A 25,460-nucleotide genomic window follows, 5' to 3' on the forward strand; every position below is an offset into this window, starting at 1 on the left:
TAAGCTCGACTCATCACTTCAAATCAGCTCGACCCCTTCGGGCATGATGGATTCCGGCTTCGCTCAAGGGCTGCGCGATCCTGCTGGTCCGGGCTCCGCTTCGATCAGGCGAAGCCCGGATCAGGCAGCGTTCGCGATTCCGGACCTGACGAAGGGACATTTCGTGTCGCCGACCAGCGGGCAATCCTCGATGGGAGGGAGGCGCTGAGAGTCGTTGCCCAACCGGTCTCGCACGCGAATGAAGAGCTGACGCAGCCTCTGAACGTGCGGATGCTCGAGACGAAGGCGAATATCCGCGATAATCATGTTTTCATCTTGGTTGTTTTCCGGGGCGTTCATGATTATTGAGCCTATCGCGCGGAGCAGGGCTGTATTCTTGCAAGCCGGATCGAGCGCTGCCCGCTCAAGGTCGAATATCGTACGTATCCCTAGATCCCAAAGTTTAACGAGCGTCTGAGGCCCCACGGAACAACAAAGTTGAGCCTGCGCGACCCAATCCATGATCTGATACACTCCATAAGGCGTCTCTACGAACAGCATGAGGGGATTTGCGGCTGCTAGGTTTTGGACAGCATTTATATGGAAATCCGCAAGCCTGTCTCTTATTTCGGTGTCAATTCCATCTATGACTTCGACAGGAATCGCTGCGAAACTTTTGTAGACTTTTATATCATCCTTCTTGTAGTTTCGTAGTCTGCTCGACCACAAGATGTTTCGCGTCGCCAGTTCGGGCATGAAGCCAACCGCGAAGGATGCTATGATGACTGCTCCGAAAGTGAAGGAGTCTCGGAAAGCCCCGATCATGCCGGTGGCGAGGGCGGATTGCGCATCGGACTTGAATGCTTGTGAGATGTGCATTAATCCAAATACAAATATGAGCGCTATGATAATTCCTGTAGAGAGATTAAGACAAGCGCCTACGAATGAAAGTGGACTGAGATCAAAATTGCTAATTGCTCGATAGAGCGCGCGAAGCATGAAGATGAAGCCTCCGGCATATGCGGAGACTATCACCCAAATATACAATGGTATAGCCTCATCTTGTTTTAGCCCGACAATAGCAAAATCTTGCTGAGCAACTGGAAGGAATTTGACTATCAGCGAAATCACTGTGATATTTACGAACGTACAGACCATTACGAGAGGTATGGCACTGGCCAGCCAATGTATCATACGAAAATCATCTCTATTGTTAAAATCGCTATCAGCTCTTTTGAGGAAATATTTGTATTTAACGAATTCGAATGACGGCACAATGTCATACCTGCCCGCAGCATCGGGCAAGTGGAATACGGCTTGAAGATCTTTGATGGTTTCCTGTCTTTGGCGTTTGACGCTTTCACGAATTGCAACAAATACGAAAGGCAATAAAACGCTCAGGAAAAAAGCCAGAACTACCGCAAAGTAGCGCATCGCTTCCTCCTCCCATCTTTGAGCCCGATCTTCTGTTAGGCATAATAGGTGAACGCCCGACTCTCGTCGGCCATCTCAGCTGCGCATATGTTCTTGCGGTCGCATTCTGCTCGTGCCGTGTAACATGTCAAGGACGCTTATTAAGGCGATATTGACTTTCGTCCTCGTCGACGAGGACGAAAATATAATTTCCCTATCAAGATGATCGACTTATCGTTCAGCCGCATTTTTAGCCTTGTTTACGTATCGCGCTTGAATGCCGTGAGCGCAGATCAGTTTCTTCCCTTAATAACAGCGATGCATCTCAGCGCGTGAATATCAAGTTATTGTTTATCATGGCTGCACAAAAACGAAAGTATGAACAGTCGTAACACATATCAGCATCTCTATACGTGCCGGTACCAAATATGACATTTTTCACGGCACGCAGCAAAGCGCGGACAGCGAACGCGATGAATTCCGACAGCCGCGGGCAGGGAGGCGTGGACGCAAGGCACAAGGCGCTGAACGCCCCCTCCGAAGGCCTGCACCCGGGCGCTGGTCGCCGCGGCGGGGCGGGGGAGCACGAGCAGCCTGTGCGCCGGATGTCCTGAGGAATGGCGCCGCTGGCCTTTCCGGGCGCGTTCGGGCCTGCGCGATCGGAGGGTCAGCGGAGGTCGATGTGGGAAAGGGGGCGCGCACCGCTCAGTGGGGCGCGCGATCGAGACAACGTGATCGCCGCCCGGGGCGCGCGCGCCCGCGCTCCCCCCATGGTGCGATCGGGAGCGCTGGATTAGGCTGCCCCGGTCCGGCCCGCCACCCGGTGCCGGTTCCTGAAGGACCCCTCGGCGCAAGCGATGCCCTGACCGCCCCGACCATCCCGGCCCGTCGGCCGTCGCGCGCCCGTCCCCGCGGAGGATTTGCGATGACGGTGTCTCCAGCCTTCTCGCCCGTCACCAGGGCGTATCACCCCGCCGTCCACCGGATCGGCCCGGCCGACCTGCGGACCGCCCTCGCCAAGGGCTGGGGGGACTTCCTCGACAATCCGACGCACGTCCTGTTCATCGTGATGATCTACCCGATCGCCGGGGTGATCCTCGCGGCGGCGGTCTTCGAGAACGATCTCCTGCCGCTGCTCTTCCCCCTCGCCTCGGGCTTCGCCCTGATCGGGCCCTTCGCGGCGATCGGCCTCTACGAGATGAGCCGGCGGCGCGAGCGCGGCCAGGAGACCGACTGGGTGCAGGCCTACGCGCCGCTGACCCGGCGCTCGCCGCGGGCGATCCTCGGCGTCGGCCTCGTCCTCACGGCGATCTTCCTCGCCTGGCTCGTCGTGGCGATGGGGATCTACCGCGCGCTCTTCGGCGGCGCGGCCTACGCCTCGGCCGGGGCCTTCCTGACGGACGTCCTCACCACGCCGCGGGGCTGGGCGCTGATCGTGGTCGGCAACCTCGCGGGGGCGGCCTTCTCGCTCCTGGCGCTCGCGGTCAGCGCCGTGTCGATCCCGCTCCTGGTCGACCGCGACACGGATGCGGGCACGGCGATCGAGACCTCGATGGCCCTGATGCGCGAGAATCCCGGCACCATGGCGCTGTGGGGCGTGATCGTGGCGGCGCTCCTCGTCGTCGGCATGGCGAGCCTGTTCGTCGGGCTCGCCGTGGTGCTGCCGGTGCTCGGCCACGCCACCTGGCACCTCTACCGGCGGGCGGTCGGCCCCGCCTGATCGACCAGCGCCGCGTAGGTCAGGACGCGCAGCTCGCGCCGCAGCGGCAGGGCCGAGGACGGCATGAGCTGCGTGAGCAGGATCACGAACAGCTCCTCGGCCGGGTCGATCCAGAAGGCCGTCGAGGCGGCGCCGCCCCAGGCGACCTCGCCCGGCGTGCCGAGGATCTGCGCCTTGGCCGGGTCGAGCATGACCGAGAAGCCGAGGCCGAAGCCGATCCCGGCATAGCTCGATTCCGAGAAGCGCGGCTGGCCCATATCGGCGAGGTCGCCGCGCAGGTGGTTGGTGGTCATCAGGTCGACGCTCTTGCGGCCGAGCAGGCGCACGCCGTCGAGTTCGCCCCGGTTGAGGATGAAGCGGCAGAAGCGGGCGTAGTCGGCGGCCGTCGAGACGAGCCCGCCCCCGCCCGAGGCGACCCTGCGCGGATGCGCGTAGCGTCCCTCGACGGCGTCGTCGATCAGGGTCAGGCGTCCGCCCTCCCCGTGGGCGTAGTTCGAGGCGAAGCGCGCCAGCTTCTCGGCCGGGACGTGGAAATCGGTGTCGACCATGCCGAGCGGGCGGATGATGCGCTCGCGCAGGAACGCGTCGAAGGGCTGGCCCGACACCACCGCGACGAGGTGCCCGAGCACGTCGGTGCCGATCGAGTAGTTCCACTCGGCGCCGGGCTGGGACAGGAGCGGCAGGGAGGCGGCCTTGGCCACCACCTCGGCGAGCGAGGTCTCGGCGGTCTGGAAGTCGATGCCCTCGTCCCGGTACATGGCATCGACCAGGGTCGATTCCATGAAGCCGTAGGTGAGGCCCGAGGTGTGGGTGAGGAGGTCGCGGATGGTGATGTCGCGCTCGGCCGGCACGTTCTCCCACTTCCGGCGGCTGCCGCCGGTGAGCACCCGCATGCCGCGGAATTCCGGCAGGAAGCGGGTGACCGGATCGTCGAGCTGGAAGCGCCCCTCCTCGTAGAGCATCATCACCGCCACCGAGGTGAGCGGCTTGGTCATCGAGTAGATGCGCAGGATCGTGTCCCGCGCCATCGGGCGGCCGCGGGCGAGGTCGCAGAGCCCGTGCGCCCGCGCGAAGGCGATCTCGCCGCGCCGCGCCACCGTCACCGACAGGCCGGCGAGCCGGCCGGATTCCACGTAGCGGCGCATCCAGCCGTCGACGCGCTCCAGGCGCTCCGCGCAGAGGCCGACCGCCTCGGGGGCACAGGTGGGTTCGGACAAGGGGGCGACTCCTCGCTCTGACGACGCTTCAGGGGTTCTAATACCACCGGTCATTTCCCATGACCGGTGGTGGTGCTCTCGAATTTTCGCCAAGCCTTTGGCTTGAAATCGAAAATTCGAGATGGGTCAACGGCTCGATGCGTCCGCATCCTGAGCCGTTGGTATAAGCATCATTCGCCGAAGGGGTCACCTTCTCGGCGGCGGGAATGATGCGCAACCGATGCGGCGGACGCGATCGCGGGTGGCGCACCCAACGTCTCCTCGGCGAGGCGCGGGTTCTTCTCCGGAAGAGCCAGGAGGACCCGCGCCGGCCCTTGAGGCTGCCGACGGCGGTGCTCCCGCTGCCGACGAGTCGAGACCGGCACGCCGATGCTGGCCGCGAAGGCTGGCGGCGCCTTCCCGGTGCGCTCGCGGGTTTCGTCGCCATCACCCGTATCGGGCCCGTGCACGACCATGCCGGCCGGCGTCCCGCCCTCCTCGGCGCCGGCGTGCAGGTCCCGCGCGGTCGCGTCGCGGCTGGACGTCCGCCCGCGGCGGCCCGCGGCGCAGCGTCCGGCCCGCCCCGACCGGCGTCGTCCTCGGCCGATTGACCGCGGCCGGGGCCGATGCCAAGCCTCGCGCGTCACCCTGCGGAACGACCCCGATGGCCCTCCCCGAAAGCCTCGCCGGCGCCCTGGCGCTCCCCGTGATCGCCTCGCCGATGTTCATCGTGTCGGGGCCGGACTTGGTGATCGCGCAGTGCCTGGGGGGCATCGTCGGCTCCTTCCCGGCCCTCAACGCGAGGCCGAAGGAGGCCCTCGACGGGTGGCTGACCCGGATCGGCGAGGCCCTCGCCGCCGCCAAGGCGGCGGAGCCGGACCGGATCGTCGCGCCCTACGCGGTCAACCAGATCGTGCACGCCTCGAACGACCGGCTGGATCACGACCTGGAAATCTGTGCCCGCCACCGGGTGCCGATCATCATCACCTCGTTGCGGGCACCGGACACGGTGGTGGCGGCGGTGCATGGCTGGGGCGGCCTCGTCTTCCACGACGTGACCACCGTGCGCCACGCCGAGAAGGCCCTGGAGGCCGGGGTCGACGGGCTGATCCTGGTCTGCGCCGGGGCGGGCGGACACGCGGGGGCGCTCAGCCCCTTCGCGCTGGTCGGCGAGGTGCGCCGCTTCTACGACGGGCCGCTGATCCTGTCGGGGGCGATCACCACCGGCGCGGCGATCCTGGCCGCCCAGGCGATGGGCGCCGACCTCGCCTATATGGGCACCCGCTTCATCGCCACCGCCGAGGCGAACGCGGCCCCCGCCTACAAGGAGATGATCGTCGAAACCCGCGCGGCGGACGTGGTCTACACGCCCTTCTTCACGGGCGTGCCGGGCAATTACCTGAAGCCCAGCATCGCGGCGGCCGGGCTCGACCCCGACGCGCTGCCGCACGCGGACAAGAGCCGGATGGATTTCGGCTCCGGGCGGACCAAGGCGTGGCGCGACATCTGGGGCGCCGGGCAGGGCGTCGGCACGATCGACGAGGTGCTGCCGGCCGCGGAGGTGATCGCGCGGCTGAAGCGGGACTACGCGGCGGCGCGGGAGCGGTTGCTCGGGCGCGGGCGAGCGGTCTAGACCTGACCCTGGGTCATGGCGCCGCAGGGCGGCCGACCCGCCGAAACGGGTTCGCGGTCGGGCGGAAGGAGCGAGTTCATGACATCCGAGGAAGGGACGGCGCTGATCCGCGCGATGTTCGAGGCCTTCTGCGATCTCGACCGGCCCGTCGAGGAGATCGCCGCCTTCTTCGCGCCCGGCTACGTGCAGCGGGTGGATGGCAGGGAGTTCGGCCGGGAAGGCTTCCTCGATCACCTCCGGGCACTGCGCACGACGCTGCGGAGGCTCGACATCGGCATCGAGCAGATCGTGTGCGACGGTGCCTCGGCCGCATCCGTGCATGTCGCCCACGCGCTGAAGCGGACCGGGGAGGCGGTGCGGGTGAAGGTCATCGCCTTCTACAAGCTGGAGCACGGGCAGATCAGCCTCGTCGACGAACTCACGCGGCTCGTCCACGGGGATGCGAGCGACCGGGACCTCGCCTTCGTGCAGCATGCGTGAGAGCGGCCGATCGCACTGAACGCGGCCCCGCGCTCGTCCCTTCCGGCCTCTCAGCAATCGCGCAGCCACGCGGCGAGCCGCGCCTGCGCCGAGCCCGCCGCGATCGGGCGGGGCGCCAGCAGGCGGTAATCCGTGCCGTCCGCGACGAAGCCGAAGGGCGCCGCCAGGAGGCCGCCCGCCACGTCGTCGCAGACGAGCCGCCAGGGTCCGATCGCCACCCCGATCCCGGCGGCGGCGGCCTGCAGGCTGAGGGAGAAGTGCTCGAACCGGTGCTCCGGCCCGTCCGGTGCCGGGCGCCCGCTCCGCGCGGCCCAGTCGGCCCAGGCCGCGGGCCGGGTGCGGCTGTGCAGCCGCGGCGTCCCGGGCCGGAAGGCCGGTCCCTCGCCCGTCTCCGCCACGAAGTCGCCGGCCCGGGCGGCGGCGCAGACCGGGCCCACCCTCTCGGCGAACAGGATCGCCGCGTGGGCGCCCGGTGCCGGCGGATGGTCGTTGCGGCGGAGCGCGAGGTCGAGCCCGTCCTCGAAGCGGGGCGTGCCGCCGCCGGAGACGAGGTGGAGCGCGAGGTCGGGATGGGCCGCCTGCAGGGCCGGCAGCCGGGGGATCAGCCAGCGCATCAGCAGGGTCGGCTCGCAGGACAGGACCAGCGGCGATTGCCGGGCCTCGGCCCGCAGGGCGCGCGTCGCCGACCGGATCGTCGCGAACGCCTCGGCCACCGCCCGGTGCAGGATCGCGCCGGCCGCGTTCAGGCGGACCCGCCGGCTGCGCCGCTCGAACAGAGGCAGGCCGAGATCCTCCTCGATCGCCCGCACCGCCCGGCTGACGGCGCCGTGGGTGAGGTGCAGTTCGTCGGCCGCCCAGGTGAAGCTCTCCAGGCGGGCCGCCGCCTCGAAGCAGCGCAGGGCGCCGAGCGGCGGCAGCCGGGCCGGCACGATCCGTGAGTCCGGCTCACCGTCACGGTCAGAAACCATCGTTATGAGGCCCGCGGGAGTGACGCTAGGACACGGATAGCCCCTCTCCCCCGCACAGGACAGCGCCGTGACCGAATGGCTCGCCGTCATCGTCATCACCACCCTCGCGGTGATCAGCCCGGGACCGGATTTCGCGATGGTCTCGCGCAACAGCCTCGTGCTCTCCCGGCGTGCCGGCCTGTTGACGGCCCTCGGCATCGGCCTCGGGGTCGCGGTCCACGTCGCCTACACGCTGCTCGGCCTCGGTCTCGTCATCCGCCAGTCGATGATCCTGTTCTCGGCGCTGAAGCTCGCCGGCGCCGCCTACCTGGTGTGGCTCGGCCTGCGGATGCTGGCGGCGCGACCGCGCGCCCGGGCGCCGGAGGCGGGCGCCGCCCCGTCGGCGGCGGCGGCCCTGCGGACCGGCTTCCTCACCAACGCCCTCAATCCCAAGACCTCGGTCTTCGTCGTCAGCCTGTTCATGCAGGTGGTCCGGCCGGAGACGCCGCCCGGCGTTCAGCTCGCCTACGGCGCCTTTCTGATGGCGGCGCACGCGCTCTGGTTCGCGCTGGTGGCACTGCTCTTCTCGCAGCCGGGCCTGCGCCGGATCCTCCTCGCCGCCGGTGGCTGGATCGACCGCGCGTTCGGGGCGGTCCTCATCGGGTTCGGCGCGGCACTGGCCGCCGCCTCCCTGGAGCGGTAGGACGGAGGCCCGCATGCGGGAGCGCCCGCGCCGCAGCCCTGCCCTCGCGGCACGCTCCTCGCATGCGCCCGGCCGCATTCCCGCCAGCCCATAGCGAGTTCCCGATGGCGACCAACCTCTCCGTGAACGGCTCCCGGCTCTGGGACACGCTGATGGTCTCGGCCGGCATCGGCACCGGGCCGCGCGGCGGCATCCGGCGCCTCACCCTCACCGAGCCCGACCGGGTCATGCGCGACCGGCTCAAGGCCTGGGCCGAGGAGGGCGGCTACGCCCTGTCGATCGACCGGCTCGGCAGCATGGTCCTGCGCCGCCCCGGCACCGAGCCCGACCTGCCCCCCGTGGTCATCGGCAGCCACCTCGACACCCAGTGGGCGGGCGGGCGCTTCGACGGGATCCTGGGCGTGCTCGCCGGGCTCGAAGTGCTGCGCACCCTCGACGATCTCGGCCTCTCCACCCGCCGCAGCATCGAGGTGGTGAACTGGACCAACGAGGAGGGCGCGCGCTTCTCGCCGCCGATGCTCTGCTCCCTCGCCTGGTCGGGCCAGCAGAGTCCCGAATGGGTCGAGGGCCGGGTCGACCGCGACGGGATCCGCTTCGGCGACGCCCTCGCGGGAATTGGCTATCGCGGCCCCGAGCCGGTCGGCGGGCGGGCGATCGACGCCTATTTCGAGCTCCACATCGAGCAGGGACCCGCCCTCGACCGCGCGGGCGTGCCGGTCGGCATCGTGACCGGCGGCTTCCCGAGCTGCGGCATGCGCATCGCCGTCGAGGGCGAGACCGCCCATACGGGCCCGACCCCGATGGCGGAGCGCCACAACGCGCTCGTCGGCGCCGCCATGGTGGCGGTGGCGGTGAACGAGATCGGCTGGGCCCACGCGGAGGCCGACGCCAAGGCCACCGCCGCCCGCCTCGACCTCGTCCCGAACCTGCCCGGCACCCTCTCGGAATATGCCGAATTGTTCATCGACATGCGCGCCCCCGAGGTGGAGCGGCTGGAGACCATGAAGGCGGCCCTGCGGGCGGCCCTGCCGGACTGCGCCGAACGCTCGCGCACGGCGATCCGGATCGCCGAGGAATGGGGTTTCGGGGTGTTCCAGTTCGACGACGGGCTGATCGCGCTCCTGCGCGAGACCGCCGCACGGCTCGCCGTCCCGACCATGGACCTGCGCTCGCAGGCCGGGCACGACGCCTACCACGTCGCCCGGGTCGCGCCGGCCTGCATGATCTTCACCCCCTGCAAGGGCGGCATCACCCACAACGAGGCCGAGGCGATCGACCTCGCCGAGACGCTGCCCGGCGTGAACCTGCTGCTCCACGCCGCGCTCGCCCGCGCCAACCGCTGAGGAACCTTGACGTCGGCGCGGGCCGCGATACCTGCCGCCCGTCCTCACCGGGATCCTGAGCCATGTCGATGACCCGTCGCACGCTCCTCGCCGCCGGGCCCGCGGCGGTCGGCAGCGCCGCCGGCCTCGGCGGCGGGCCGGCCGCCGCCGCCCCCGCCGCGCCGCCGCCCGCCCTCTACCGCTACGCGGTCGGCGAGGCCGCCGTGACCGCCCTGCACGAGGGCATGGTCGCGCGCCCGATCGACGCGTCCTTCGTGCGCAACGCCCCCTTCGAGGCGGTGCAGGGCGCGCTGGAGCGCGCCTTCCTGCCCAGGGACGCGCTGCCGATCACCTTCACGCCCCTGCTCCTCGACCTCGGCGGGCGGCGGGTGCTGATCGACACCGGCTTCGCCGATAACGGCCCGGCCTCCACCGGCGGGGTCCTGCGCGCCCTCGACGCGCTCGGCCTGCAGCCCGGCCAGATCGACGCGGTGGTGATCAGCCACTTCCACCCCGACCACATCCTCGGGCTGCGCCGCAAGGACGGCAGCCTCACCTACCCGAACGCGCAGGTGCTGGTGCCCGAGCCCGAGGCGGCCTTCTGGATGGACGACGGCCGCCGGGCGAACCCGCCGGAGGCCCTGAAGCCGACCCTCGGCGCCGTGCAGCGGGCCTTCGAGCCCAAGGACATCCGGGTCGAGCGCTACGCCTGGGGCAAGGAGGTGCTGCCCGGCCTCACCGCCCTCGACGCGCGCGGCCACACGCCGGGCCACACCGCCTTCGCGCTGCATTCGGGCGAGGCGAGGCTCCTGGTGATGTCGGACGTCACCAACCACCCGGCCCTGTTCGTGCGCAACCCCGACTGGTCGGCAATCTTCGACATGGATGCCGACCAGGCCCGCGCCACCCGCCACAGGATGCTGCAGATGGCGGCCTCCGAGCGGCTGGCGGTGGCCTTCTACCACGCCCCGTTCCCGGCCGCGGGCCACATCGCGAAGGCGGGCGAGGGCTACGAGCTCGTCCCGCTGCAATGGGGCGTGGGCCCGGCCTGACGGGCCGGGCCCCCGGAGGAGTCAGGCGCCGGTCTCGGCGAGGAGCCAGGCCAGGGTCCCAGCCTCGGCGCCCGACGGGGTGAGGTGCAGGATGATCGGCGTCTCGTAGGGGTGGCGGGCCTTGAGCGCCGCGCTCAGGGCCTCGGCCAGCCCCTCGCGGCTCTTCACGAGCGCCACCACCTCCTGCCCGCGCTCGACCGCGCCCTTCCAGGCATAGACCGAGCGCATCCCGGGCAGGACGTTGACGCAGGCGGCGAGCTTCTCGCGCACGAGGGTCTCGCCCACGGCCAGGGCGGTCTCCTCGTCCGGAAAGGTCGTGTAGACGAGCAGCGGGCGCTCCATGCTATGCGTCTCCGGGTGACGGCGGATCCGGCCCCGAGTGAGCGGGGAGCGGCGCCCCGGCGTCAAGCGGGGCAGAGTCGAGCATGGCGCGTCGCTTCAACCGGATGGCCTTCATCGCCAGCCCGACGGCCGATGCCCGCGAGGCCGCCGCGCTCCTGATGCAGCGCTACGACCACGTGCCGCCCGAGGAGGCGGACGTGGTGGTGGGCCTGGGCGGCGACGGCCTGATGCTGCAGGCCCTGCACCGCTTCATGGGCAGCGGCAAGCCGATCTACGGCATGAACCGCGGCACGGTCGGCTTCCTGATGAACGAGTTCCACCTCGACGACCTGCCCGACCGGCTGGAGCAGACGCAGCGCAGCGTGGTCCACCCGCTCCTGATGGTGGCGACCGACGTGCTCGGCCTCACCCACACGGCGCGGGCGGTCAACGAGGTCTACATGCTGCGCCAGACCCACCAGACCGCGAAGCTCAAGATCTCCATCGACGGGCAGGTGCGCCTGCCCGAGCTGATCGCCGACGGGGTGCTGGCGGCGACGCCGGTCGGCTCGACGGCGTACAACTTCTCGGTCGGGGGCCCGATCCTGCCGATCTCGGCCCAGCTGATCGCGCTCACCCCGATCTCGGCCTTCCGGCCGCGGCGCCAGGGCAGCGTGCTCCTGCCGAACCACGCCCGCATCCGCATCGAGGTGAAGGACCCGGAATACCGCCCGGTCGCGGCGGTGGCCGACCACACCGAGTTCCGCCGCGTCGCCCGGGTCGAGACCCAGCTCGACCGCTCGACCGACCTCGTCATGCTGCACGATCCCGGCCACAGCATGGACGAGCGCATCCTGCGCGAGCAGTTCGGCTGAGGGCGATCCCCTGCTCCGGTCCGGTGCGCGGGGCCCGGCGATCACAGCCCGCGGATGATCTGCGTGAACCGATCCTCCGCCCGGCTGTAGCGCTCGGCCACGCGCTCCCGCAGGCAGGCCCGCACGGTCATGTCGGCGTAGAACAGGCCCTGGCGCTTCATCATCCGGCACTCGACGAGGGGCGGGCCGTAGATCCCGGCGGCCAGGACGAGGAGCAGGCCGCCGATCTCGGCGGCCCGCACCAGGCCCGGCGGCCAGGGGACGAAGCGCCTCCCGGCCGTCCGGACAGGACCGGCGGAGCCGAGGGCGACCGGCGCGGCGCGGCGCTCCTGCTCCATCCCGGCGAGGGCCGCGGGGCGCAGGGCCGTCGCCGGATCGACGCCCGGCCAGGGCGCCGGATCCTGGGCCGGCCGCCTCTGTCCGAACCTGCGCGCGACGGGGCTGAGCGCCGACGCCATGGTGGAATGCTCCCGAATTGGCACGACCGATCTCGGCCGCCGGGAGCCCTGCCAGACGCGTGCCCGCGCGCAACGAAGTCTTTACCATGTCCTTGGGGAAGAAATGATACAGGCGGCGGGAGCGACCGTTTCCGTGGAGAGGCGCCGTGTCATCGTGAGATCGGTCCGCCGGGATCCGCGTCGGAATGCCGGATGATGGCGGCGCGGCGCCCGCCCTCCGCGGGGCTTCGCGCCCGGGCGGCTCCGTCCGCGCGGGCGGGCGGTGCGTGACGCGTGCGCGACCGCGCCGCGCGATCCCGCCCGGCGCAGCGAGGCCCCCTCCCCTACGCCGCTCGCGGCAGCGCGCGGAAATGCCCGTCGAGCGCCGCGAGCGTGCCGGCGAGGAGCGGGTCGAGGCCGTCGAGCATCGCGGCCTCCGGCATCCGATCCTCCCCCCGGGCCGCCCGCTCGATCTCGGCGAGGCGCGCGGCGAGGGCGGAGGCGCCGACATTGAGGCTCATCGATTTGAGGCCGTGCGCGGCCCGGGCGGCCGCGGGAGCGTCCGCGGCCTCGCGCAGGGCGGCGAGGCCCTTCGGGGCGTGCTCGCGGAACAGGCCGAGCAGCCGGGCGATGAAGGCCGGGCCGCTCGCCTGCGCCATCTCGTCGAGCCCCGCCAGCGTGCCGGGATCGAGCAGGGCCTGGGGAGCGGCGCCATCGCCCGGCGCCCCGGCCGATGCCGGCTCCGGCGCCGCGGCGGGCGGGCCGTCCTCCCGGAGCAGGCTGCCGAGAAGGCGCGCGAGATCCGCGAGCGTGAAGGGCTTGGCGAGCATGCCGTCCATGCCCGCCTCCCGCCACGCCTCGGCGCCCTCGCCGATCACGTGCGCGGTGAGCGCCACGATCGGCAGCCGCGTCCCGCCGGTCGCGGCCTCGCGGGCGCGGATCGCCCGCGCCGCGTCGAACCCGTCGAGGATCGGCATGCTGCCGTCCATCAGGACGAGGTCGAAGCCGCCGCCGGCCGCCGCCTCCACCGCCTCCCGCCCGTTCTCCACGGTCACGACCTGCGTCACGCCGCAGCGGGCGAGGGCCTCGACCGCGACCTCCCGGTTGACGGGGCTGTCATCCGCGACCAGCACCCGCGCCCGCGGGAAGCGGGCGGGGGACGCGGCCGCCGCCTCGCGGCGCTCCGCCGCGGCCGCGAGGGCCGTGCCCCGCGCCAGGTCCGCGAGGGCTTGGCGCCACTCGGCCTGCGCCAGGGGCCAGCGCAGCACCTCGTCGGCGAGGCCAGCGGCCAGCACCTCGGCGCCGCGCGCATCGCCCATCGGGGCGAGCGCCAGCACCCGCCCGGCGCCCGGCGGGCGTCCCCGCGCCGCGAGCTCGGCCGCGTCCAGGATCGCGTGGGCCGGCCCCTCGTCCGCCGGGACGAAGCCCGCCGCCGAGAGGCCCGAGAGCAGCGCCGCCCGGGTGGCGTCCCCCCGCGCCGCGACCATCACCCGCGGCAGCACCGCGGGATCGCGCCGGACCGGCCGGGCCGGCTCCAGCACCTCGACCGGGATCTCGGCGAAGAAGGTCGAGCCCTCGCCGACCCGGCTCTCGACGCCGACCCGCCCGCCCATCGCGGCGGCCAGCCGCTCGGCGATGGAGAGGCCGAGGCCGGTGCCGCCGAAGCGGCGGGTGGTCGATTGGTCGGCCTGGGAGAAGGCGGTGAACAGGGAGCCGAGCGCCTCGGCCGGGATGCCGATCCCCGTATCGGTCACCGAGAGGCGCAGGCGGGCACCGCCCTCCCGCATCTCCAGGCGGATGAGGACGTGGCCCGCCTCCGTGAATTTCAGCGCGTTGTTGACGAAGTTGCCGAGCACCTGGCCGAGCCGGACAGGGTCGCCGGCGATCGCCCGCGGCACGTCGGGGGCGACCAGCGCCGCGAGGTCGAGCCCCTTGCCCCGCGCCCGCTCGCCGAACAGGGTCACCACCGTGTCGGCCACCTCGGCCGGGTCGACCGGGATCCGCTCGAGGTCGAGCTTGCCCGCCTCGACCTTCGCGAAGTCGAGGATGTCGTTGATGATGGCGAGCAGGCTCTGCCCCGAGCGGGCGATCACCTCGGCGTAGCGGCGCTGGCGCGCCGGCAGGTCGCCCGAGGCGAGGAGTTCGGCCATGACCAGCATGCCGTTCATGGGCGTGCGGATCTCGTGGCTCATCGTGGCCAGGAAACGGGATTTCGCCGCGTTGGCGGCCTCGGCCGCCTCCTTGGCCTCGCTCAGGTCGGCGGTGCGGTCGCTCACCTCCTGCTCCAGGCGGGCGCGGTGGGCGGCGAGCCGGCGGTCGCGCTCGTCGACCGCGTCGAGGAGGCCGTTGAAGGTCCGCGCGAGGGCGCCGACCTCGTCCTCCGCCACCACGGTGACGCGGTGGGCGTAGTCGTGGTTCTCGCGCACGGTCGTCATGGCGTGGGAGAGGGTGGCGAGGGGCCGGGTCAGGGCCGCCTGCAGGCGCCACGCCACCGCGAGCCCGACCAGGACCGCGAGGCCCGCCGTCATGGCGGCGTTGGCGAGCACCTCGTAGAGGCGCTCGACCAGGTCGGCCGTCTCGGCGATCAGGGTGACGCGCCCGACCACCACGGTGTTCTCCCGCACCGGCACGCTCAGGCGGACGGTGCGCGTCCACAGGAGGTCGAAGGGCGAGACGCCCTGCTCGCGGTCGAGGTCGAGGTCGCGCGCGAGGCGCAGGCCCGTGCCCTGCTCGGCCAGGGTGGCGCCGCCCGGCAGCGAGAGCGCCGCGTAGACGACGCCCTTCTCGTCCGCGATGGCCCGCAGGGTGGCGTGGGCCCCCGCCGCATCCATCTCGGCGGCGGCGCGCGCGGTGGCGCTCGCGAAGACGCTGGCGATGCCGTGCAGCGAGTCGCGCTTGTCGGCGACGTAGCGCGTCGCCTCGCGCCAGACGCCGAGCGCGGTGCTCACCGCCAGGGCGACCAGCACGGCGCCGATCACCGCCCGGCCGAGGCGGGTCGCCAGGGGGGTGGCGCGCCTCATGCGGCCTTCGCCCCGCCGAGGGCCAGGGCCTCGACCGCGGGCCAGCGGCCGAGGAAGGCCTCGACCACCGCCGGGTCGAAATGCGTGCCGGCCTGGGCCCGCACGTGGTCGCGCGCCGCCTCCAGGGACCAGGCGGCCTTGTAGGGCCGCGCGCTGGTGAGGGCGTCGAACACGTCCGCCACGGCGACGATGCGGCCCGAGAGCGGGATCTCCTCCCCCTTCAGCCCGCGCGGATAGCCGGTGCCGTCCCAGCGCTCGTGGTGGGTGCCGGCGATCTCGGCGGCGAGCCGCACCACCTCGGAAGAGCTGCTCTCCAGCATGCGCTCCCCGCGCTCGGCGTGGCGCTCCATCTCCCGCCGCTCGGCCGCGCTGAGGGGGCCGCGCTTCAGCAGGATCGCGTCGGGGATGGCGATCTTGCCGACGTCGTGCATGGTCGAGGCGAGGCTGATCAGGCGGCCGCGGTCGGGCGGGAAGCCCATCGCCTCGGCGATCAGCCCGACATAGCCGGCGACCCGCGCCACGTGGTCCCCGGTATCGGTGTCGCGGTGCTCGGCGGCCCGCATCAGCAGGGTGACGATCTCGCGCTCGCGGGCCTCCACCAGGGAGACCGCGGCCGCCACCTCGCGGGCGAGCCAGGCCGCCCGCTCCTCCTGCTCGCGATAGGCGCGGCTCAGCGCCAGCAGGTTGGTGACGCGGGCGCGGATCTCCAGCGGGTCGCAGGGCTTGTTCACGAAGTCGGTCGCGCCCGCCTCGAGCGCCTCGCGCCGCAGCGCCCGCGCGTCGAAGCTCGTCACCATCACGATCGGCACGTGGGCGAAGCCCGGGATCGCCCGCGCGGCCCGGATGAAGGCGAGGCCGTCCATCTCGGGCATCTCGTAATCGGTGAGCACGATCCCGATCTCGGGCCCGTGCGCGCGGATGTGGGCGAGCGCCTCCGCCGGGCGCGTGAAGGCGTCCGGGGCGCAATCCGCGATCGGCCGCAGGGCTTCCACCATGAGGAGGTTGTTGAGTTCGGCATCGTCGAGCACGAGCGCGCGCATCCGTCTCCCCCCGCCAGCAGCGCATGAGCGGCCGGCGCATGATCGCGGCGAAACCTTGACAAGTCCTCCCTGCGGGAGCGGGGCCCGGCCGCGTCCACTTGGACGCGATGCTTTGGCTTTGAAACCGGCCCCGCGGGCGCTACAGGACTTCTTCAGTGACCCGGGCGCGCGGCGCCCCCCGAACAGGATTCGCACGAGACCCCCACGATGGCAGGCTTCAAGGACCAGCTTTTCGACACCCGGCGCGGCGCCTCCGCGCAGGCGAAGCAGGCGATGCTGGAGAAGTTCAAGACCCGCGCGGCCGAGGAGGACCCGGCGGCGCAGGCCCGCAGGGCCGAGCGCCAGCGCATCGCCGAGGCCCGCGCCGCCCGCGAGGCGGAGCGCGAGGCGAAGCGCAAGGCGGAGGCGGAACGCCGCGCGGCCGAGGAGGCGGAGGCCCGCGCCCGGGCCGAACGGGAGGCCGAGGAGGAGGCGGAGCGCCAGCGCGCCGCGGAGGTCGAGCAGAAGGCCGCCCGCGACGCCCGCTACGCCGCCCGCAAGGCGCGCAAGAAGTAGGCCTCCGGCGCGCGGCCCCTCGCCGGGCCGCGCCCTCAGGCGAAGAGATCGACGATCCGGAAACCCCGATCGGCGAGCCGCTCGCCCAGCACGCGGCGGTGGCACCGTTCCGGGTCGCGCTCGAAGCAGAGCAGGCAGGTCGGCGCGCCGGCCGCGAGCGCCGCGAGGTCGTCCAGGGCGGCCTCGCCGGCGCCCGTGTCGAGCACCTCCGCGCAGTAGATCCGCCGCATCAGGGCCGCGTCGTGGGCGCGGGCGGCCTCGCGGCCGGCCTTGGGCGTGCCGAGCCCGCGCAGATGCGCGTAGCCGATGCCGGATTCCGCGAGCCGGTCGCGCAGGGCGCTCTTCGAGAAGCCGCGCTTGCGCGACAGGGCGACGGCCCGCACGTCGGCGAGGAGGCCGATCCCCGCCCCCGCGAGCGCGGCCACGAAGCGCTCCGAATCCGCGCCCTCGTAGCCGATGGTGAAGAGAACCTTATCCACCCGTGATTCCTCGCAGATCCCCGGGCCGGGAACCCCGCCGGCGCCGCCGCCCCGCCCGTCGCGGCGCCCGATGTGGCGCTCGCGCAACGCATTCCCGAAATCGCCTGCGATACTGTCAAGCCTTCATTAACCTGCCCCGGGGCATCGAATAGCCATTGTGTTCTGCGTCAGTTCAGGTCGCGCGTCGATGCCGCTGGAGTCGAATCCAACCTCCCTCGCCACGCATGGATCCGCTTGGCTGAAGCGCCTCGCGGTCGGCCTGACCTTGGCGCTGCTCGGCGCCTGCGCCGGCTCGACGGATTTCTACCCGACCAAGGGGGACGTGAAGCCGCATCCGGGCGTGGCGCGCGCCAAGCAGCGTCCGATCCAGGGCATCGACGTCTCGAAGTGGCAGGGGCCGATCGACTGGGCCTCGGTCCGCGCGGCGGGCACGCAATTCGCCTACATCAAGGCGACGGAGGGCGGCGACCACCTCGACGACCGCTTCCGCGATAACTGGGCCGGCGCCGCCAGGGCCGGCGTGCCGCGGGGCGCCTACCACTTCGTGTACTGGTGCCGCTCCCCCGAGGAGCAGATGGCGTGGTTCAAGCGCAACGTGCCGAACGACCCCACCGCCCTGCCGCCGGTCCTCGACGTGGAGTGGAACGGCCACTCGACCTCCTGCCCCAAGAAGCTGCCCAAGCCCCAGGCCCTCGCGATGACGCAGACCATGCTGCGCGAGATGGAGGCCTACACGGGCAAGCGGCCGATCATCTACACGGACATCACCTTCCACCGCGACGTGCTGGAGGGCGAACTCCCCGATTACCCGCACTGGGTCCGCTCGACGGCGGCCGAGCCCGAGCAGCGCTTCGCCAACCGGGACTGGATGCTCTGGCAATTCACGTCCACGGGGCGGGTGCCGGGCGTGCAGGGCGACGTCGACCGCAACGCCTTCTACGGCTCGCCCTCCGAGTGGGCCTCCTTCCTCGCCACCGATTGCGATCCCCGCTACCACCGCCGCCTCTCCGCCGCGGGGCTGTGCACCGAGAAGTGACACGGGATCCGCTTGATCGAAGCGGATCGGGTGTCGCAAGCCTGCGCGGCGCCTGAGCGCGGCGCCCGAGCGAAGAGGACATCCGCGTTGCGAAGCCATCAACCGGATGTCGGATGAAACGCCCCTTCCTGGCGCGCGAGGCGGCCCGCTACCCGGCGCTGATCGGCTGCGACGAGGTCGGGCGCGGCGCCCTCTGCGGCCCGGTCATCGTGGCGGCGGTCCATTTCGATCCGGCGGCCCTGCCGCCCGACCTCCTCGAAGCCCTCGACGATTCGAAGCGCCTCGACGCCGCGACCCGCGCGCGGCTCGCCGCGCGGCTCCCCGCCCTCGCGCGGATCGCCTATGCGGGGGCGTCGCGGGACCTGATCGACCGCATCAACGTGCGCGCCGCCACCCTCGACGCCATGGCCCGCGCCGTGCTGCGGCTCGGCCTCGCCGGCCCGGTGGCGGTGGACGGGCGCGACCGGCCGCCCGGCCTCGACGGGCGGGTGCGGGCGGTGATCGGCGGCGAGCGCCTCGTGCCCCAGATCGCCGCCGCCTCGATCCTCGCCAAGGTGCTGCGCGACCGGCTGATGGCGGTCCTCGCCCGGCGCCACCCGGCCTATGCCTGGGCGCGCAACGCCGGCTACGGCACGGCCGCCCACCGGGCCGCCCTGCTCCGCGAGGGCCCCTCCCCCCATCACCGCCGCAGCTTCCGGCTCGGCGGCGCCCCGTGCCATAACGGGGCGCCGGACGGGCCCTGAGGCCCCGACGCCAACGACGATCCAGCCGGGAGGCGCCCCATGACCCCGATGTCCCGCCGGGTGATGAACCTCGCCCACTGCCTGACCCAGGCGGCGCAGCGGCACCCCGAGGGGATCGCCATCGACTGGGGCGGGCGGACCTGGAGCTGGGCCGCCTTCGACGCCCGCGTCTCGCGCCTCGCGGCGGCTTTGCGGGCCCGCGGCATCGGCAAGGGCGACCGCCTGCTGGTCCATGCCCGCAACGGCAACCCGATCCTCGAGATCATGTACGCGGCCTTCCGGCTCGGGGCCGTGTTCGTGCCGACGAATCACCGGCTGATGCCGGGCGACGTCGCCTACCTGGCCGAGCAATCCGGCGCGCGGGCCTTCCTGTGCCAGGCGGACAATCCGGGCCACGTCGCCGCCGTGCGGGCGGCGCGGCCGGACCTGTCGCTCGTCGTCACCCTCGGCGAGGGCGAGGCGGAGGGCCTCGCCTACGAGGCGCTGCTCGCCGGGGCACCGGACGCGCCGGTGGCGAACGCGGCGGTCGAGCACGACGATCCGTGCTGGTTCTTCTACACGTCGGGCACCACCGGCAAGCCGAAGGCCGCGGTGCTCACGCACGGCCAGATGGCCTTCGTCATCACCAACCACCTCTGCGACCTGATGCCGGACACGCGGCCGGAGCGCGACGTCTCCCTGGTCGTGGCGCCGCTCTCGCACGGGGCGGGGGTGCACGCCCTGGCCCAGGTCGCCCGCGCGGTGACGACCGTGCTGCCCGGCTCCGACCGCTTCGACGGGGCCGAGATCTGGCGGCTCGTCGCCCAGCACCGCGTCACGAACATGTTCACGGTGCCGACCATCCTCAAGATGATGGTCGAGCACCCGGCCGTGGCCGCGCACGACCACTCCTCCCTGCGCTACGTCATCTACGCGGGGGCGCCGATGTACCGGGAGGACCAGAAGCGGGCGCTCGGCGTGCTCGGCCCGGTGATCGTGCAGTATTTCGGGCTCGGCGAGGTGACGGGCAACATCACGGTGCTGCCGCCCCACCTCCACGACCCGGAGGACGGGCCGGGCGTGCGGATCGGGACCTGCGGGATCGAGCGCACCGGCATGGAGGTGCAGATCCAGGACGCGGAGGGCCGCGCCCTGCCGCCCGGCGAGACCGGCGAGATCTGCGTCTGCGGCCCGGCGGTCTTCGCCGGCTACTGGAACAACCCCAAGGCCAATGCGGAGGCGTTTCGCGATGGCTGGTTCCGGACCGGCGACCTCGGCTTCCTCGACGCGCAGCGCTTCCTGACCATCACGGGCCGCGCCTCCGACATGTACATCTCGGGCGGCTCGAACATCTACCCGCGCGAGATCGAGGAGAAGATCCTGACCCACCCGGCCGTGGCCGAGACCGCGGTGCTCGGGGTGCCCGACCCGGTCTGGGGCGAGATCGGCGTCGCGGTCTGCGTGCCGCGCGAGGGCGCCTCCCTGACGGAGGCCGAGATCCTCGACTACCTCGACGGCAAGGTCGCCCGCTACAAGATGCCCAAGCGGGTCTTCCTGCGCCCCTCCCTGCCGAAATCCGGCTACGGCAAGATCACCAAGGCGATGGTGCGCGAGGATCTCGAGGCGGCCGGGCTGCTGCCGCTCGGCGGGCGGCCGAGCCATGCGGCCTGACCCGGCGCGGCCCGCGCGGGCCTTCCTCGCCCAGCCCGGCCCGGTCCGGCCCGAGCGCCGGATCGCGGCCTCGGGCGCGCTGCGGCGCGCGGCCTTCGGGCCCGAATCCGGGGCGACGCTGCTCGACGCCCTCGCCGCCCCCCTGCGGGCGGCCGGGATGGCGGGGGCGACGCTGCACCTCGACGGCGGCGCCTTCGCGCCCTTCGCCTACGTGATGCCGGCCCATTCCACCGAGCCGTCCCACGCGGCCTATTACAGCGAGACCTTCCGGCCCGCGGGCGAGACGCGGCTGGAGCGGGCGAGCGCGACCTTCGGCACCCGCGACGGCGCGCCGTTCCTGCACGTCCACGGGACCTGGATCGAGGCGGATGGCCGGCGGCGGGCGGGCCACCTGCTGCCGGGCGAGGTGGTGGTGCGCGCGCCGCCGCGCGCGGAGGCCTGGGGCAGCGCGGAGGCGGCGTGGCGCGTGCTGCCCGATGCGGAGACGAATTTCGCGCTCTTCACGCCGGTCGCGCAGGGCCCGTCCGGGGGCGGCTGCATCCTCCTGAAGGTTCAGCCGAACGAGGACCTGTTCCTGGCCGTCGAGGCGACGTGCCGGGAACACGGCCTGCGCCGCGCCCGGGTGCGGGGCCTCGGCAGCCTGGTGCGGCCGGCCTTCGCGGACGGCCGCGTCGTGCCGACCGACGCGAGCGAGGTGCTGATCCGCGACGGGCGCGTCGAGGCGGACCCGGACGGGAGCTTGCGCGCCCATCTCGACATCGCCGTCGTCGACGTCGCCGGGGCGATCCACGAGGGCGTGCTCGCGCGCGGGCGCAACAGCGTCTGCATCACCTTCGAGCTGGGGATCGAGGCGCTGTGATACGACATCCGGCCGATTGCTTCGCCATCTCCGATTTCGGCCATGCGGATGTCGGCGTCGCTCAGGCACCGCGCTCAGGCGCCGCGCGGGCGTGTAATCCGGGATCCGCTTCGATCACGCGGATCCCGGATCAGGCCGCCGCCTCCATCATGCTGCGAAAGACCGCCCCGTAGTGGCAGGCCGCCGCGGCGAGCACGAAGCCGTGCCAGATGGCGTTCTGGAACGGCAGCCGGTGCCAGAGGTGGAAGATCACCCCCGCCGAGTAGAGCAGGCCCCCGCCCGCGAGCAGCGCGAAGGCGTCCGGGACGAGCTGGCCGATCACCGAATCGTAGGCCGCGACCCCGCTCCAGCCGAGGGCGAGGTAGAGCGCCACCGCGAGCCGGTCGAACCGGCCCGGCAGGGCGACCTTGATCGCCATGCCCGCCACCGCCACGAGCCAGATCCCCGCGAGCAGGCCCCAGGCGACCCCGCCGCTCCCCACCAGCGCCACGAGCGGCGTGTAGGTGCCGGCGATCATCAGGAAGATGGTGGCGTGGTCGGCCCGGCGCAGCAGCCATTTCCGCCGTCCCAGCGGCCACATGTTGTAGGCCGCCGAGACGCTCAGCATCGCCACGAGCCCCGCCGCGTAGACGCCGACCGAGAGCTTCTCGCCCGGGTGAAGCCGCGCGAGCGCCGCCGTGACCACCAGGGCGAGCCCCCCGATCACCGCGAAGGTCACGCCGATCACGTGGACGATGCCGTCCGCCAGCAATTCCCGGGGCGAGTAGGACCAGTTCAGGGAGGGCGGCCGGCCGTCATCGGCGTGTCCGGTCGTCGGGCGCATGGGGGGCTCCGGGGCTCCGCCGGCGGCCGCGCGCCGCCACGTTCCAGGAAACCATCAAATCCGGGGCCGGTCACCCTGCGGCGCAGCGTCACCCGCGCGCCAGAGTGCCGATCCGGGCATGGGCCACGGCCATGCCGAGCACGAGCATCGCGGTGACCTGGTGGGCGAGGCCCGCCCAGAGCGGGACCGCCAGGAGGAGCGTGGTGATCCCGAGCATCGCCTGCGCGGCGACGAGGCCGGCGAGCGCCGCGGCCCGGCGCGCCGCGCCGCTGCCCGGCCGCGCCCGCCGGGCGTCGAGGGCGTGCAGGAGCGCCAGGGCGAGCAGCGCGTAGGCGACGAGGCGGTGGTTGAGCTGCACCAGCGCGACGTTGTCGACGAAGTTCTCGATCCAGGGCGTCGCCGCGAACAGGCCCGAGACCGGCGGGATGAAGGCCCCGTCCATCAGCGGCCAGGTGTTGTAGGTGAGCCCCGCCTTCGAGCCCGCGACGAGGCCGCCGAGGGCGATCTGCAGGAGCGTCGCGACCGGGAGCAGGAGGGCGGTCAGGCGCAGCCGCCGCGGCGCCGCCGCCTCGGCCGGGCGGTCGAGCCCGGCGGCGAGCCAGACCAGCCCGGCGAAGATCGCGCTCGCGAGCGTCAGGTGCGCGGCGAGCTTGATCGGCGCCACCGCGACCATGCCGGGCTGCAGGCCCGAGGCCACCATGATCCAGCCCACCGCCCCCTGCAGCCCGCCGAGCACGCCGAGGCCGACGAGGCCGAGGCCGAGGCGCCGGTCGAGCCGGCCCGTCCACCAGAACCAGCCGAGGGGCAGGAAGAAGCACAGCCCGATCAGCCGGCCGAGGAAGCGGTGGCCCCATTCCCAGGCGTAGATGACCTGGAACTCGGCGAGCGACATGCCGCGGTTGAGGATGTCGTACTGGGGCGTCGCCCGGTACTTGGCGAATTCCTCGGCCCAGGCCTCGGCGGAGAGCGGCGGGACCGCCCCGGTCACCGGCTTCCACTCGGTGATCGAGAGGCCGGAGCCGGTGAGCCGCGTGGCGCCGCCGACCGCCACCATGGCCACCACCAGGGCGGCCATCAGGAAGAGCCAGCGGCGGACGGCGATCCGCGGGCGGGACGCGGCGCGGTCCCGCGCGGGGGCGACGGAGAGAGGCTTCAGGGCGGCGCTGGTCATGGCGGGCCTCTACGCGCGGGCGGGACGACCGCGCAACGCTCGCCGGTGCCGCACCCGGGCAGGCCTGCGGCCCCGCCGCGGGTTGCGGGCCGCCCCGGGCTCGCTTAGGCGGGCGGCCACTCGGGCGGGCGATGGCCCGCCAGTCCCCTCCCCTTCCGGAGACCCGCGATGCGCCGCCGCACCCGCTCGTTCATCGGCACGATCGTGATGATCGCCTTCGTGATGATCTACGCGCCGCTCGCCATGGCGCTGGCCGACAGCCGCATCGCCGAGACGCCGCCCCTGGTGCAGTCGGTCCTCTACGCGGCGCTCGGCGTCCTCTGGATCTTCCCGCTGATGCCGCTGATCCGCTGGATGGTGCGGCCGGACGCCGCCTGACGCGACGGCCGGTTTTTCGCCGCACTCGTCGGCGAGACAGCCCGGCGGCGCCCCCGAAGGGGTGCCCCTCGGCTCTCTCCTCCCGATCAAGGCTTCTCCGGGCCATGCGCCACGCCCTCGCGACGCTTCTCCTCCTCGGCCCGCTCGCCGCACCCGCCCTCGCCCAGGGCGCGCCGCGCTCGGTGGCCGATTGCGAGCGCATCCGGGGCGACCTCGCCTACAACCAGTGCCTGTCGCTGTTCGGGCCCGCGGCCCCCACCAAGGGCGCGGCGCTGCCGGCGGAGACCACCGAGGTGCGCCTGCCGGCCGCCGGCGCCGCCGCGGAGGCCGAGCCGGCCCCCGCCTATCGCGGCCGCCGCCGCGCCGCGCGGCGCTATCACCGGGGCCGCCAGAGCGCGAGCTTCGCGGTGGCGAGCGGCCGCCACCGCCGCCGCTGACCATCAGGCGACGTTGAGCCGCCGCCCGCGGTTCCAGGCCAGGAACGGCACGCCCGAGAGCAGGGCCGCGAGCGCCGCGTCGCTCTGGAAGCAGCCGTTGACCGAGACCCGCGGCAGGGCGTGCAGGTGCGCCCGGTGGTCCGGGAAGAGGTGGCCCGGCCGCGTCGTCACCGCGGTGGCGTAGCCCGCCTCCCGGGCGAGGGCGAAATCCCGCGGCCCCGCCGAGGTCGGATCCCCGACCGGGAAGGAGAAGTGCTGCGGCACGCGCCCGAGCCGCGCCGCGATGAGGGCGCGCGACTCCGCGATCTCGCGCCGGGCGGTCTCGGCCCCGTGCTTGGCGAGCATCGGGTGGGTCAGGGTATGGGCGCCGATCGTCAGGTCCGGCTCCTCCTCCGCCAGCGCCCGCAAGTCCTCGAAGTCCAGGCAGAGCTCCCGGGTGATGGCGCGCGGGTCGAGATCCGCCGCGCGGGCGAGCTGCGCGACGGCGTCGCGCAGCCGCGCCTCGGGGCCGGCCCGCAGCACCCGATAGACCTGCGCGAAGGCCGCGCTCTTCTGCGCCGGATCGGCGGCGGGCAGGTCGAGCCCGGCCTCCGGCAGGCGCACCCGGTCGAGCCGGTCGATCGCCCGTTCGAGCTCGACCCACCACAGCCGCCCCGTGCCCTCCGCGAAGGCGGTGGTGACGAAGAGCGTCCAGGGCGCGCCGTGGCGCCGCAGGACCGGCCGGGCGTGCTCGAGGTTGTCGCGGTAGCCGTCGTCGAAGGTGAGGATCGCGAAGGGGTGCGGCCCGGGCGCGGCGAGGCGCCCCGGCAGGTCGTCGAGGCCGACGAGGTCGAAGCCGCGGGCCCGCAGGGCGGTGAGCACGCGGTCGAGGAAGGCGGGCGTGATCGCGAGCAGCTGGTTGGGCGCGTAGGGCCCGGGCGGCTCCGGCCGCACGTGGTGGAAGGTGAGGATCACGCCGCAGCCGCGGGCGGCGGGGGCGAGCCAGCGGTCGGCGCGGGTCGCCGCGATCGCGGCGAAGCCGGCGCGGAACAGGCGGAGGCGGGTCTCGGCGGCGAGCATGCGGGCGACCGTGCGGGCCGGATCCCCCGCGGAACGCGGTGCCACCGGCGCCCGCCCCGCTCCGCGGCGCGGCCGCGACGCCCCGGACGCATCCTCATCCCACGGGCGGGCTTGCGGAAGGGTAACGGGATG

The 25,460-nt window shown here is 72.4% G+C and carries 26 protein-coding genes; 14 read left to right on the forward strand and 12 right to left on the reverse strand.

The annotated features are described in order from the left end of the window. Positions 1–120: 120 nt before the first annotated feature. Entirely contained in the window at positions 121–1,413 is a 1,293-nt protein-coding gene (locus tag MET2598_RS41075) for a hypothetical protein (protein ID WP_157182151.1), read from the reverse strand. A 904-nt stretch (positions 1,414–2,317) separates the two neighbouring features. On the opposite strand from MET2598_RS41075, the gene MET2598_RS0113780 reads away from it, so the two are divergent. Further along, entirely contained in the window at positions 2,318–3,112 is a 795-nt protein-coding gene (locus MET2598_RS0113780) for a DUF2189 domain-containing protein (protein WP_018261219.1), read from the forward strand. Here MET2598_RS0113780 and MET2598_RS0113785 read toward each other — a convergent pair. Further along, positions 3,085–4,329 (reverse strand): serine hydrolase domain-containing protein, encoded by a 1,245-nt coding sequence (locus MET2598_RS0113785; protein ID WP_018261220.1) that lies wholly within the window; start codon positions 4,327–4,329, stop codon positions 3,085–3,087. The genes MET2598_RS0113780 and MET2598_RS0113785 overlap by 28 nt on opposite strands. Before the next feature lie 170 nt (positions 4,330–4,499). Beyond that, a complete protein-coding gene (locus tag MET2598_RS42775) occupies positions 4,500–4,784 on the reverse strand; it encodes a hypothetical protein (RefSeq protein WP_236728717.1) in 285 nt (94 codons plus the stop codon). A 188-nt stretch (positions 4,785–4,972) separates the two neighbouring features. On the opposite strand from MET2598_RS42775, the gene MET2598_RS0113790 reads away from it, so the two are divergent. Next, positions 4,973–5,941 carry an NAD(P)H-dependent flavin oxidoreductase gene (locus MET2598_RS0113790; protein ID WP_018261221.1) on the forward strand — a complete coding sequence of 323 codons (969 nt, stop codon included), beginning with the start codon at positions 4,973–4,975 and terminating at the stop codon, positions 5,939–5,941. Between the two features lie 78 nt (positions 5,942–6,019). Further along, entirely contained in the window at positions 6,020–6,421 is a 402-nt protein-coding gene (locus tag MET2598_RS0113795; protein WP_018261222.1) for a nuclear transport factor 2 family protein, read from the forward strand. A gap of 50 nt (positions 6,422–6,471) precedes the next feature. Here the strand turns inward: MET2598_RS0113795 and MET2598_RS0113800 are convergent, their stop codons facing one another. Next, a complete protein-coding gene (locus MET2598_RS0113800) occupies positions 6,472–7,350 on the reverse strand; it encodes a LysR family transcriptional regulator (RefSeq protein WP_018261223.1) in 879 nt (292 codons plus the stop codon). A gap of 106 nt (positions 7,351–7,456) precedes the next feature. On the opposite strand from MET2598_RS0113800, the gene MET2598_RS0113805 reads away from it, so the two are divergent. From MET2598_RS0113805 to MET2598_RS0113815, 3 genes are all read left to right on the forward strand, one after another. Beyond that, positions 7,457–8,071: a LysE family translocator gene (locus MET2598_RS0113805; RefSeq protein ID WP_018261224.1), complete on the forward strand. Its 615-nt coding sequence runs from the start codon at positions 7,457–7,459 to the stop codon at positions 8,069–8,071. 104 nt (positions 8,072–8,175) lie between these two features. Beyond that, positions 8,176–9,414 (forward strand): Zn-dependent hydrolase, encoded by a 1,239-nt coding sequence (locus MET2598_RS0113810; RefSeq protein WP_012335056.1) that lies wholly within the window; start codon positions 8,176–8,178, stop codon positions 9,412–9,414. Positions 9,415–9,476: 62 nt separating this feature from the next. Continuing rightward, positions 9,477–10,445 (forward strand): MBL fold metallo-hydrolase, encoded by a 969-nt coding sequence (locus tag MET2598_RS0113815; protein ID WP_012335057.1) that lies wholly within the window; start codon positions 9,477–9,479, stop codon positions 10,443–10,445. Positions 10,446–10,466: 21 nt separating this feature from the next. On the opposite strand, the gene cutA is transcribed toward MET2598_RS0113815, so the two are convergent. Further along, a complete protein-coding gene (cutA, locus tag MET2598_RS0113820) occupies positions 10,467–10,787 on the reverse strand; it encodes a divalent-cation tolerance protein CutA (protein ID WP_012335058.1) in 321 nt (106 codons plus the stop codon). A gap of 83 nt (positions 10,788–10,870) precedes the next feature. Between cutA and MET2598_RS0113825 the strand changes: the two genes are divergently transcribed. Then, the gene (locus MET2598_RS0113825; RefSeq protein ID WP_012335059.1) at positions 10,871–11,641 is read left to right on the forward strand and encodes an NAD kinase; all 771 of its coding nucleotides are present in this window, start codon (positions 10,871–10,873) and stop codon (positions 11,639–11,641) included. A 41-nt stretch (positions 11,642–11,682) separates the two neighbouring features. Here MET2598_RS0113825 and MET2598_RS0113830 read toward each other — a convergent pair whose 3' ends face one another. The 3 genes from MET2598_RS0113830 to MET2598_RS0113840 all read right to left on the reverse strand — a co-directional run bounded on the left by MET2598_RS0113830 (position 11,683) and on the right by MET2598_RS0113840 (position 16,138). Next, positions 11,683–12,099, reverse strand: coding sequence for a hypothetical protein (locus tag MET2598_RS0113830; protein ID WP_018261225.1), 417 nt, complete (start codon positions 12,097–12,099; stop codon positions 11,683–11,685). A gap of 323 nt (positions 12,100–12,422) precedes the next feature. After that, a complete protein-coding gene (locus tag MET2598_RS0113835; protein ID WP_018261226.1) occupies positions 12,423–15,098 on the reverse strand; it encodes a hybrid sensor histidine kinase/response regulator in 2,676 nt (891 codons plus the stop codon). Then, positions 15,095–16,138: an HD-GYP domain-containing protein gene (locus MET2598_RS0113840; protein ID WP_012335062.1), complete on the reverse strand. Its 1,044-nt coding sequence runs from the start codon at positions 16,136–16,138 to the stop codon at positions 15,095–15,097. The genes MET2598_RS0113835 and MET2598_RS0113840 overlap by 4 nt, the downstream gene beginning before the upstream one ends. Positions 16,139–16,345: 207 nt before the next feature. Between MET2598_RS0113840 and MET2598_RS0113845 the strand changes: the two genes are divergently transcribed. Further along, on the forward strand, positions 16,346–16,693 hold the full coding sequence (locus tag MET2598_RS0113845; RefSeq protein ID WP_018261227.1) for a DUF6481 family protein: 348 nt from the start codon (positions 16,346–16,348) through the stop codon (positions 16,691–16,693). A 35-nt stretch (positions 16,694–16,728) separates the two neighbouring features. Here MET2598_RS0113845 and MET2598_RS0113850 read toward each other — a convergent pair whose 3' ends face one another. Then, positions 16,729–17,172 (reverse strand): DUF488 domain-containing protein, encoded by a 444-nt coding sequence (locus tag MET2598_RS0113850; protein ID WP_012335064.1) that lies wholly within the window; start codon positions 17,170–17,172, stop codon positions 16,729–16,731. Between the two features lie 187 nt (positions 17,173–17,359). Between MET2598_RS0113850 and MET2598_RS0113855 the strand changes: the two genes are divergently transcribed. The 4 genes from MET2598_RS0113855 to MET2598_RS0113870 all read left to right on the forward strand — a co-directional run bounded on the left by MET2598_RS0113855 (position 17,360) and on the right by MET2598_RS0113870 (position 21,460). Then, positions 17,360–18,208: a glycoside hydrolase family 25 protein gene (locus MET2598_RS0113855; protein ID WP_018261229.1), complete on the forward strand. Its 849-nt coding sequence runs from the start codon at positions 17,360–17,362 to the stop codon at positions 18,206–18,208. Between the two features lie 113 nt (positions 18,209–18,321). Further along, positions 18,322–18,951 carry a ribonuclease HII gene (locus tag MET2598_RS0113860; protein WP_012335066.1) on the forward strand — a complete coding sequence of 210 codons (630 nt, stop codon included), beginning with the start codon at positions 18,322–18,324 and terminating at the stop codon, positions 18,949–18,951. 39 nt (positions 18,952–18,990) lie between these two features. Next, positions 18,991–20,601 (forward strand): acyl-CoA synthetase, encoded by a 1,611-nt coding sequence (locus tag MET2598_RS0113865; RefSeq protein WP_012335067.1) that lies wholly within the window; start codon positions 18,991–18,993, stop codon positions 20,599–20,601. Next, the gene (locus MET2598_RS0113870) at positions 20,591–21,460 is read left to right on the forward strand and encodes a PCC domain-containing protein (RefSeq protein ID WP_018261230.1); all 870 of its coding nucleotides are present in this window, start codon (positions 20,591–20,593) and stop codon (positions 21,458–21,460) included. The genes MET2598_RS0113865 and MET2598_RS0113870 overlap by 11 nt, the downstream gene beginning before the upstream one ends. 130 nt (positions 21,461–21,590) lie before the next feature. Here the strand turns inward: MET2598_RS0113870 and trhA are convergent, their stop codons facing one another. Both trhA and MET2598_RS0113880 read right to left on the reverse strand, forming a co-directional pair. Beyond that, positions 21,591–22,283 (reverse strand): PAQR family membrane homeostasis protein TrhA, encoded by a 693-nt coding sequence (gene trhA / locus MET2598_RS0113875; protein ID WP_018261231.1) that lies wholly within the window; start codon positions 22,281–22,283, stop codon positions 21,591–21,593. 88 nt (positions 22,284–22,371) lie between these two features. Then, positions 22,372–23,454, reverse strand: a complete 1,083-nt coding sequence (locus tag MET2598_RS0113880) for a COX15/CtaA family protein (protein ID WP_012335070.1) — start codon at positions 23,452–23,454, stop codon at positions 22,372–22,374. Between the two features lie 168 nt (positions 23,455–23,622). On the opposite strand from MET2598_RS0113880, the gene MET2598_RS0113885 reads away from it, so the two are divergent. Together MET2598_RS0113885 and MET2598_RS0113890 are read left to right on the forward strand one after the other, a co-directional pair. Next, a complete protein-coding gene (locus MET2598_RS0113885) occupies positions 23,623–23,832 on the forward strand; it encodes a DUF2842 domain-containing protein (protein ID WP_018261232.1) in 210 nt (69 codons plus the stop codon). A 104-nt stretch (positions 23,833–23,936) separates the two neighbouring features. Beyond that, on the forward strand, positions 23,937–24,269 hold the full coding sequence (locus MET2598_RS0113890; RefSeq protein WP_012335072.1) for a hypothetical protein: 333 nt from the start codon (positions 23,937–23,939) through the stop codon (positions 24,267–24,269). 3 nt (positions 24,270–24,272) lie between these two features. Here MET2598_RS0113890 and MET2598_RS0113895 read toward each other — a convergent pair whose 3' ends face one another. Then, positions 24,273–25,328 (reverse strand): polysaccharide deacetylase family protein, encoded by a 1,056-nt coding sequence (locus tag MET2598_RS0113895; protein WP_018261233.1) that lies wholly within the window; start codon positions 25,326–25,328, stop codon positions 24,273–24,275. Positions 25,329–25,460: the final 132 nt, after the last annotated feature.

This window comes from Methylobacterium sp. WSM2598 (assembly GCF_000379105.1).
GTDB lineage: Bacteria > Pseudomonadota > Alphaproteobacteria > Rhizobiales > Beijerinckiaceae > Methylobacterium.

Coding starts and splice junctions, on each gene's coding strand:
- MET2598_RS41075 (WP_157182151.1), bottom strand. CDS start 1,413: ATGCGCTACTTTGCGGTAGTTCTGGCTTTTTTCCTGAGCGTTTTATTG.
- MET2598_RS0113780 (WP_018261219.1), top strand. CDS start 2,318: ATGACGGTGTCTCCAGCCTTCTCGCCCGTCACCAGGGCGTATCACCCC.
- MET2598_RS42775 (WP_236728717.1), bottom strand. CDS start 4,784: ATGGTCGTGCACGGGCCCGATACGGGTGATGGCGACGAAACCCGCGAG.
- MET2598_RS0113790 (WP_018261221.1), top strand. CDS start 4,973: ATGGCCCTCCCCGAAAGCCTCGCCGGCGCCCTGGCGCTCCCCGTGATC.
- MET2598_RS0113795 (WP_018261222.1), top strand. CDS start 6,020: ATGACATCCGAGGAAGGGACGGCGCTGATCCGCGCGATGTTCGAGGCC.
- MET2598_RS0113810 (WP_012335056.1), top strand. CDS start 8,176: ATGGCGACCAACCTCTCCGTGAACGGCTCCCGGCTCTGGGACACGCTG.
- MET2598_RS0113815 (WP_012335057.1), top strand. CDS start 9,477: ATGTCGATGACCCGTCGCACGCTCCTCGCCGCCGGGCCCGCGGCGGTC.
- cutA (WP_012335058.1), bottom strand. CDS start 10,787: ATGGAGCGCCCGCTGCTCGTCTACACGACCTTTCCGGACGAGGAGACC.
- MET2598_RS0113825 (WP_012335059.1), top strand. CDS start 10,871: ATGGCGCGTCGCTTCAACCGGATGGCCTTCATCGCCAGCCCGACGGCC.
- MET2598_RS0113830 (WP_018261225.1), bottom strand. CDS start 12,099: ATGGCGTCGGCGCTCAGCCCCGTCGCGCGCAGGTTCGGACAGAGGCGG.
- MET2598_RS0113835 (WP_018261226.1), bottom strand. CDS start 15,098: ATGAGGCGCGCCACCCCCCTGGCGACCCGCCTCGGCCGGGCGGTGATC.
- MET2598_RS0113840 (WP_012335062.1), bottom strand. CDS start 16,138: ATGCGCGCGCTCGTGCTCGACGATGCCGAACTCAACAACCTCCTCATG.
- MET2598_RS0113845 (WP_018261227.1), top strand. CDS start 16,346: ATGGCAGGCTTCAAGGACCAGCTTTTCGACACCCGGCGCGGCGCCTCC.
- MET2598_RS0113855 (WP_018261229.1), top strand. CDS start 17,360: ATGCCGCTGGAGTCGAATCCAACCTCCCTCGCCACGCATGGATCCGCT.
- MET2598_RS0113860 (WP_012335066.1), top strand. CDS start 18,322: ATGAAACGCCCCTTCCTGGCGCGCGAGGCGGCCCGCTACCCGGCGCTG.
- MET2598_RS0113865 (WP_012335067.1), top strand. CDS start 18,991: ATGACCCCGATGTCCCGCCGGGTGATGAACCTCGCCCACTGCCTGACC.
- MET2598_RS0113870 (WP_018261230.1), top strand. CDS start 20,591: ATGCGGCCTGACCCGGCGCGGCCCGCGCGGGCCTTCCTCGCCCAGCCC.
- trhA (WP_018261231.1), bottom strand. CDS start 22,283: ATGCGCCCGACGACCGGACACGCCGATGACGGCCGGCCGCCCTCCCTG.
- MET2598_RS0113880 (WP_012335070.1), bottom strand. CDS start 23,454: ATGACCAGCGCCGCCCTGAAGCCTCTCTCCGTCGCCCCCGCGCGGGAC.
- MET2598_RS0113885 (WP_018261232.1), top strand. CDS start 23,623: ATGCGCCGCCGCACCCGCTCGTTCATCGGCACGATCGTGATGATCGCC.
- MET2598_RS0113890 (WP_012335072.1), top strand. CDS start 23,937: ATGCGCCACGCCCTCGCGACGCTTCTCCTCCTCGGCCCGCTCGCCGCA.
- MET2598_RS0113895 (WP_018261233.1), bottom strand. CDS start 25,328: ATGCTCGCCGCCGAGACCCGCCTCCGCCTGTTCCGCGCCGGCTTCGCC.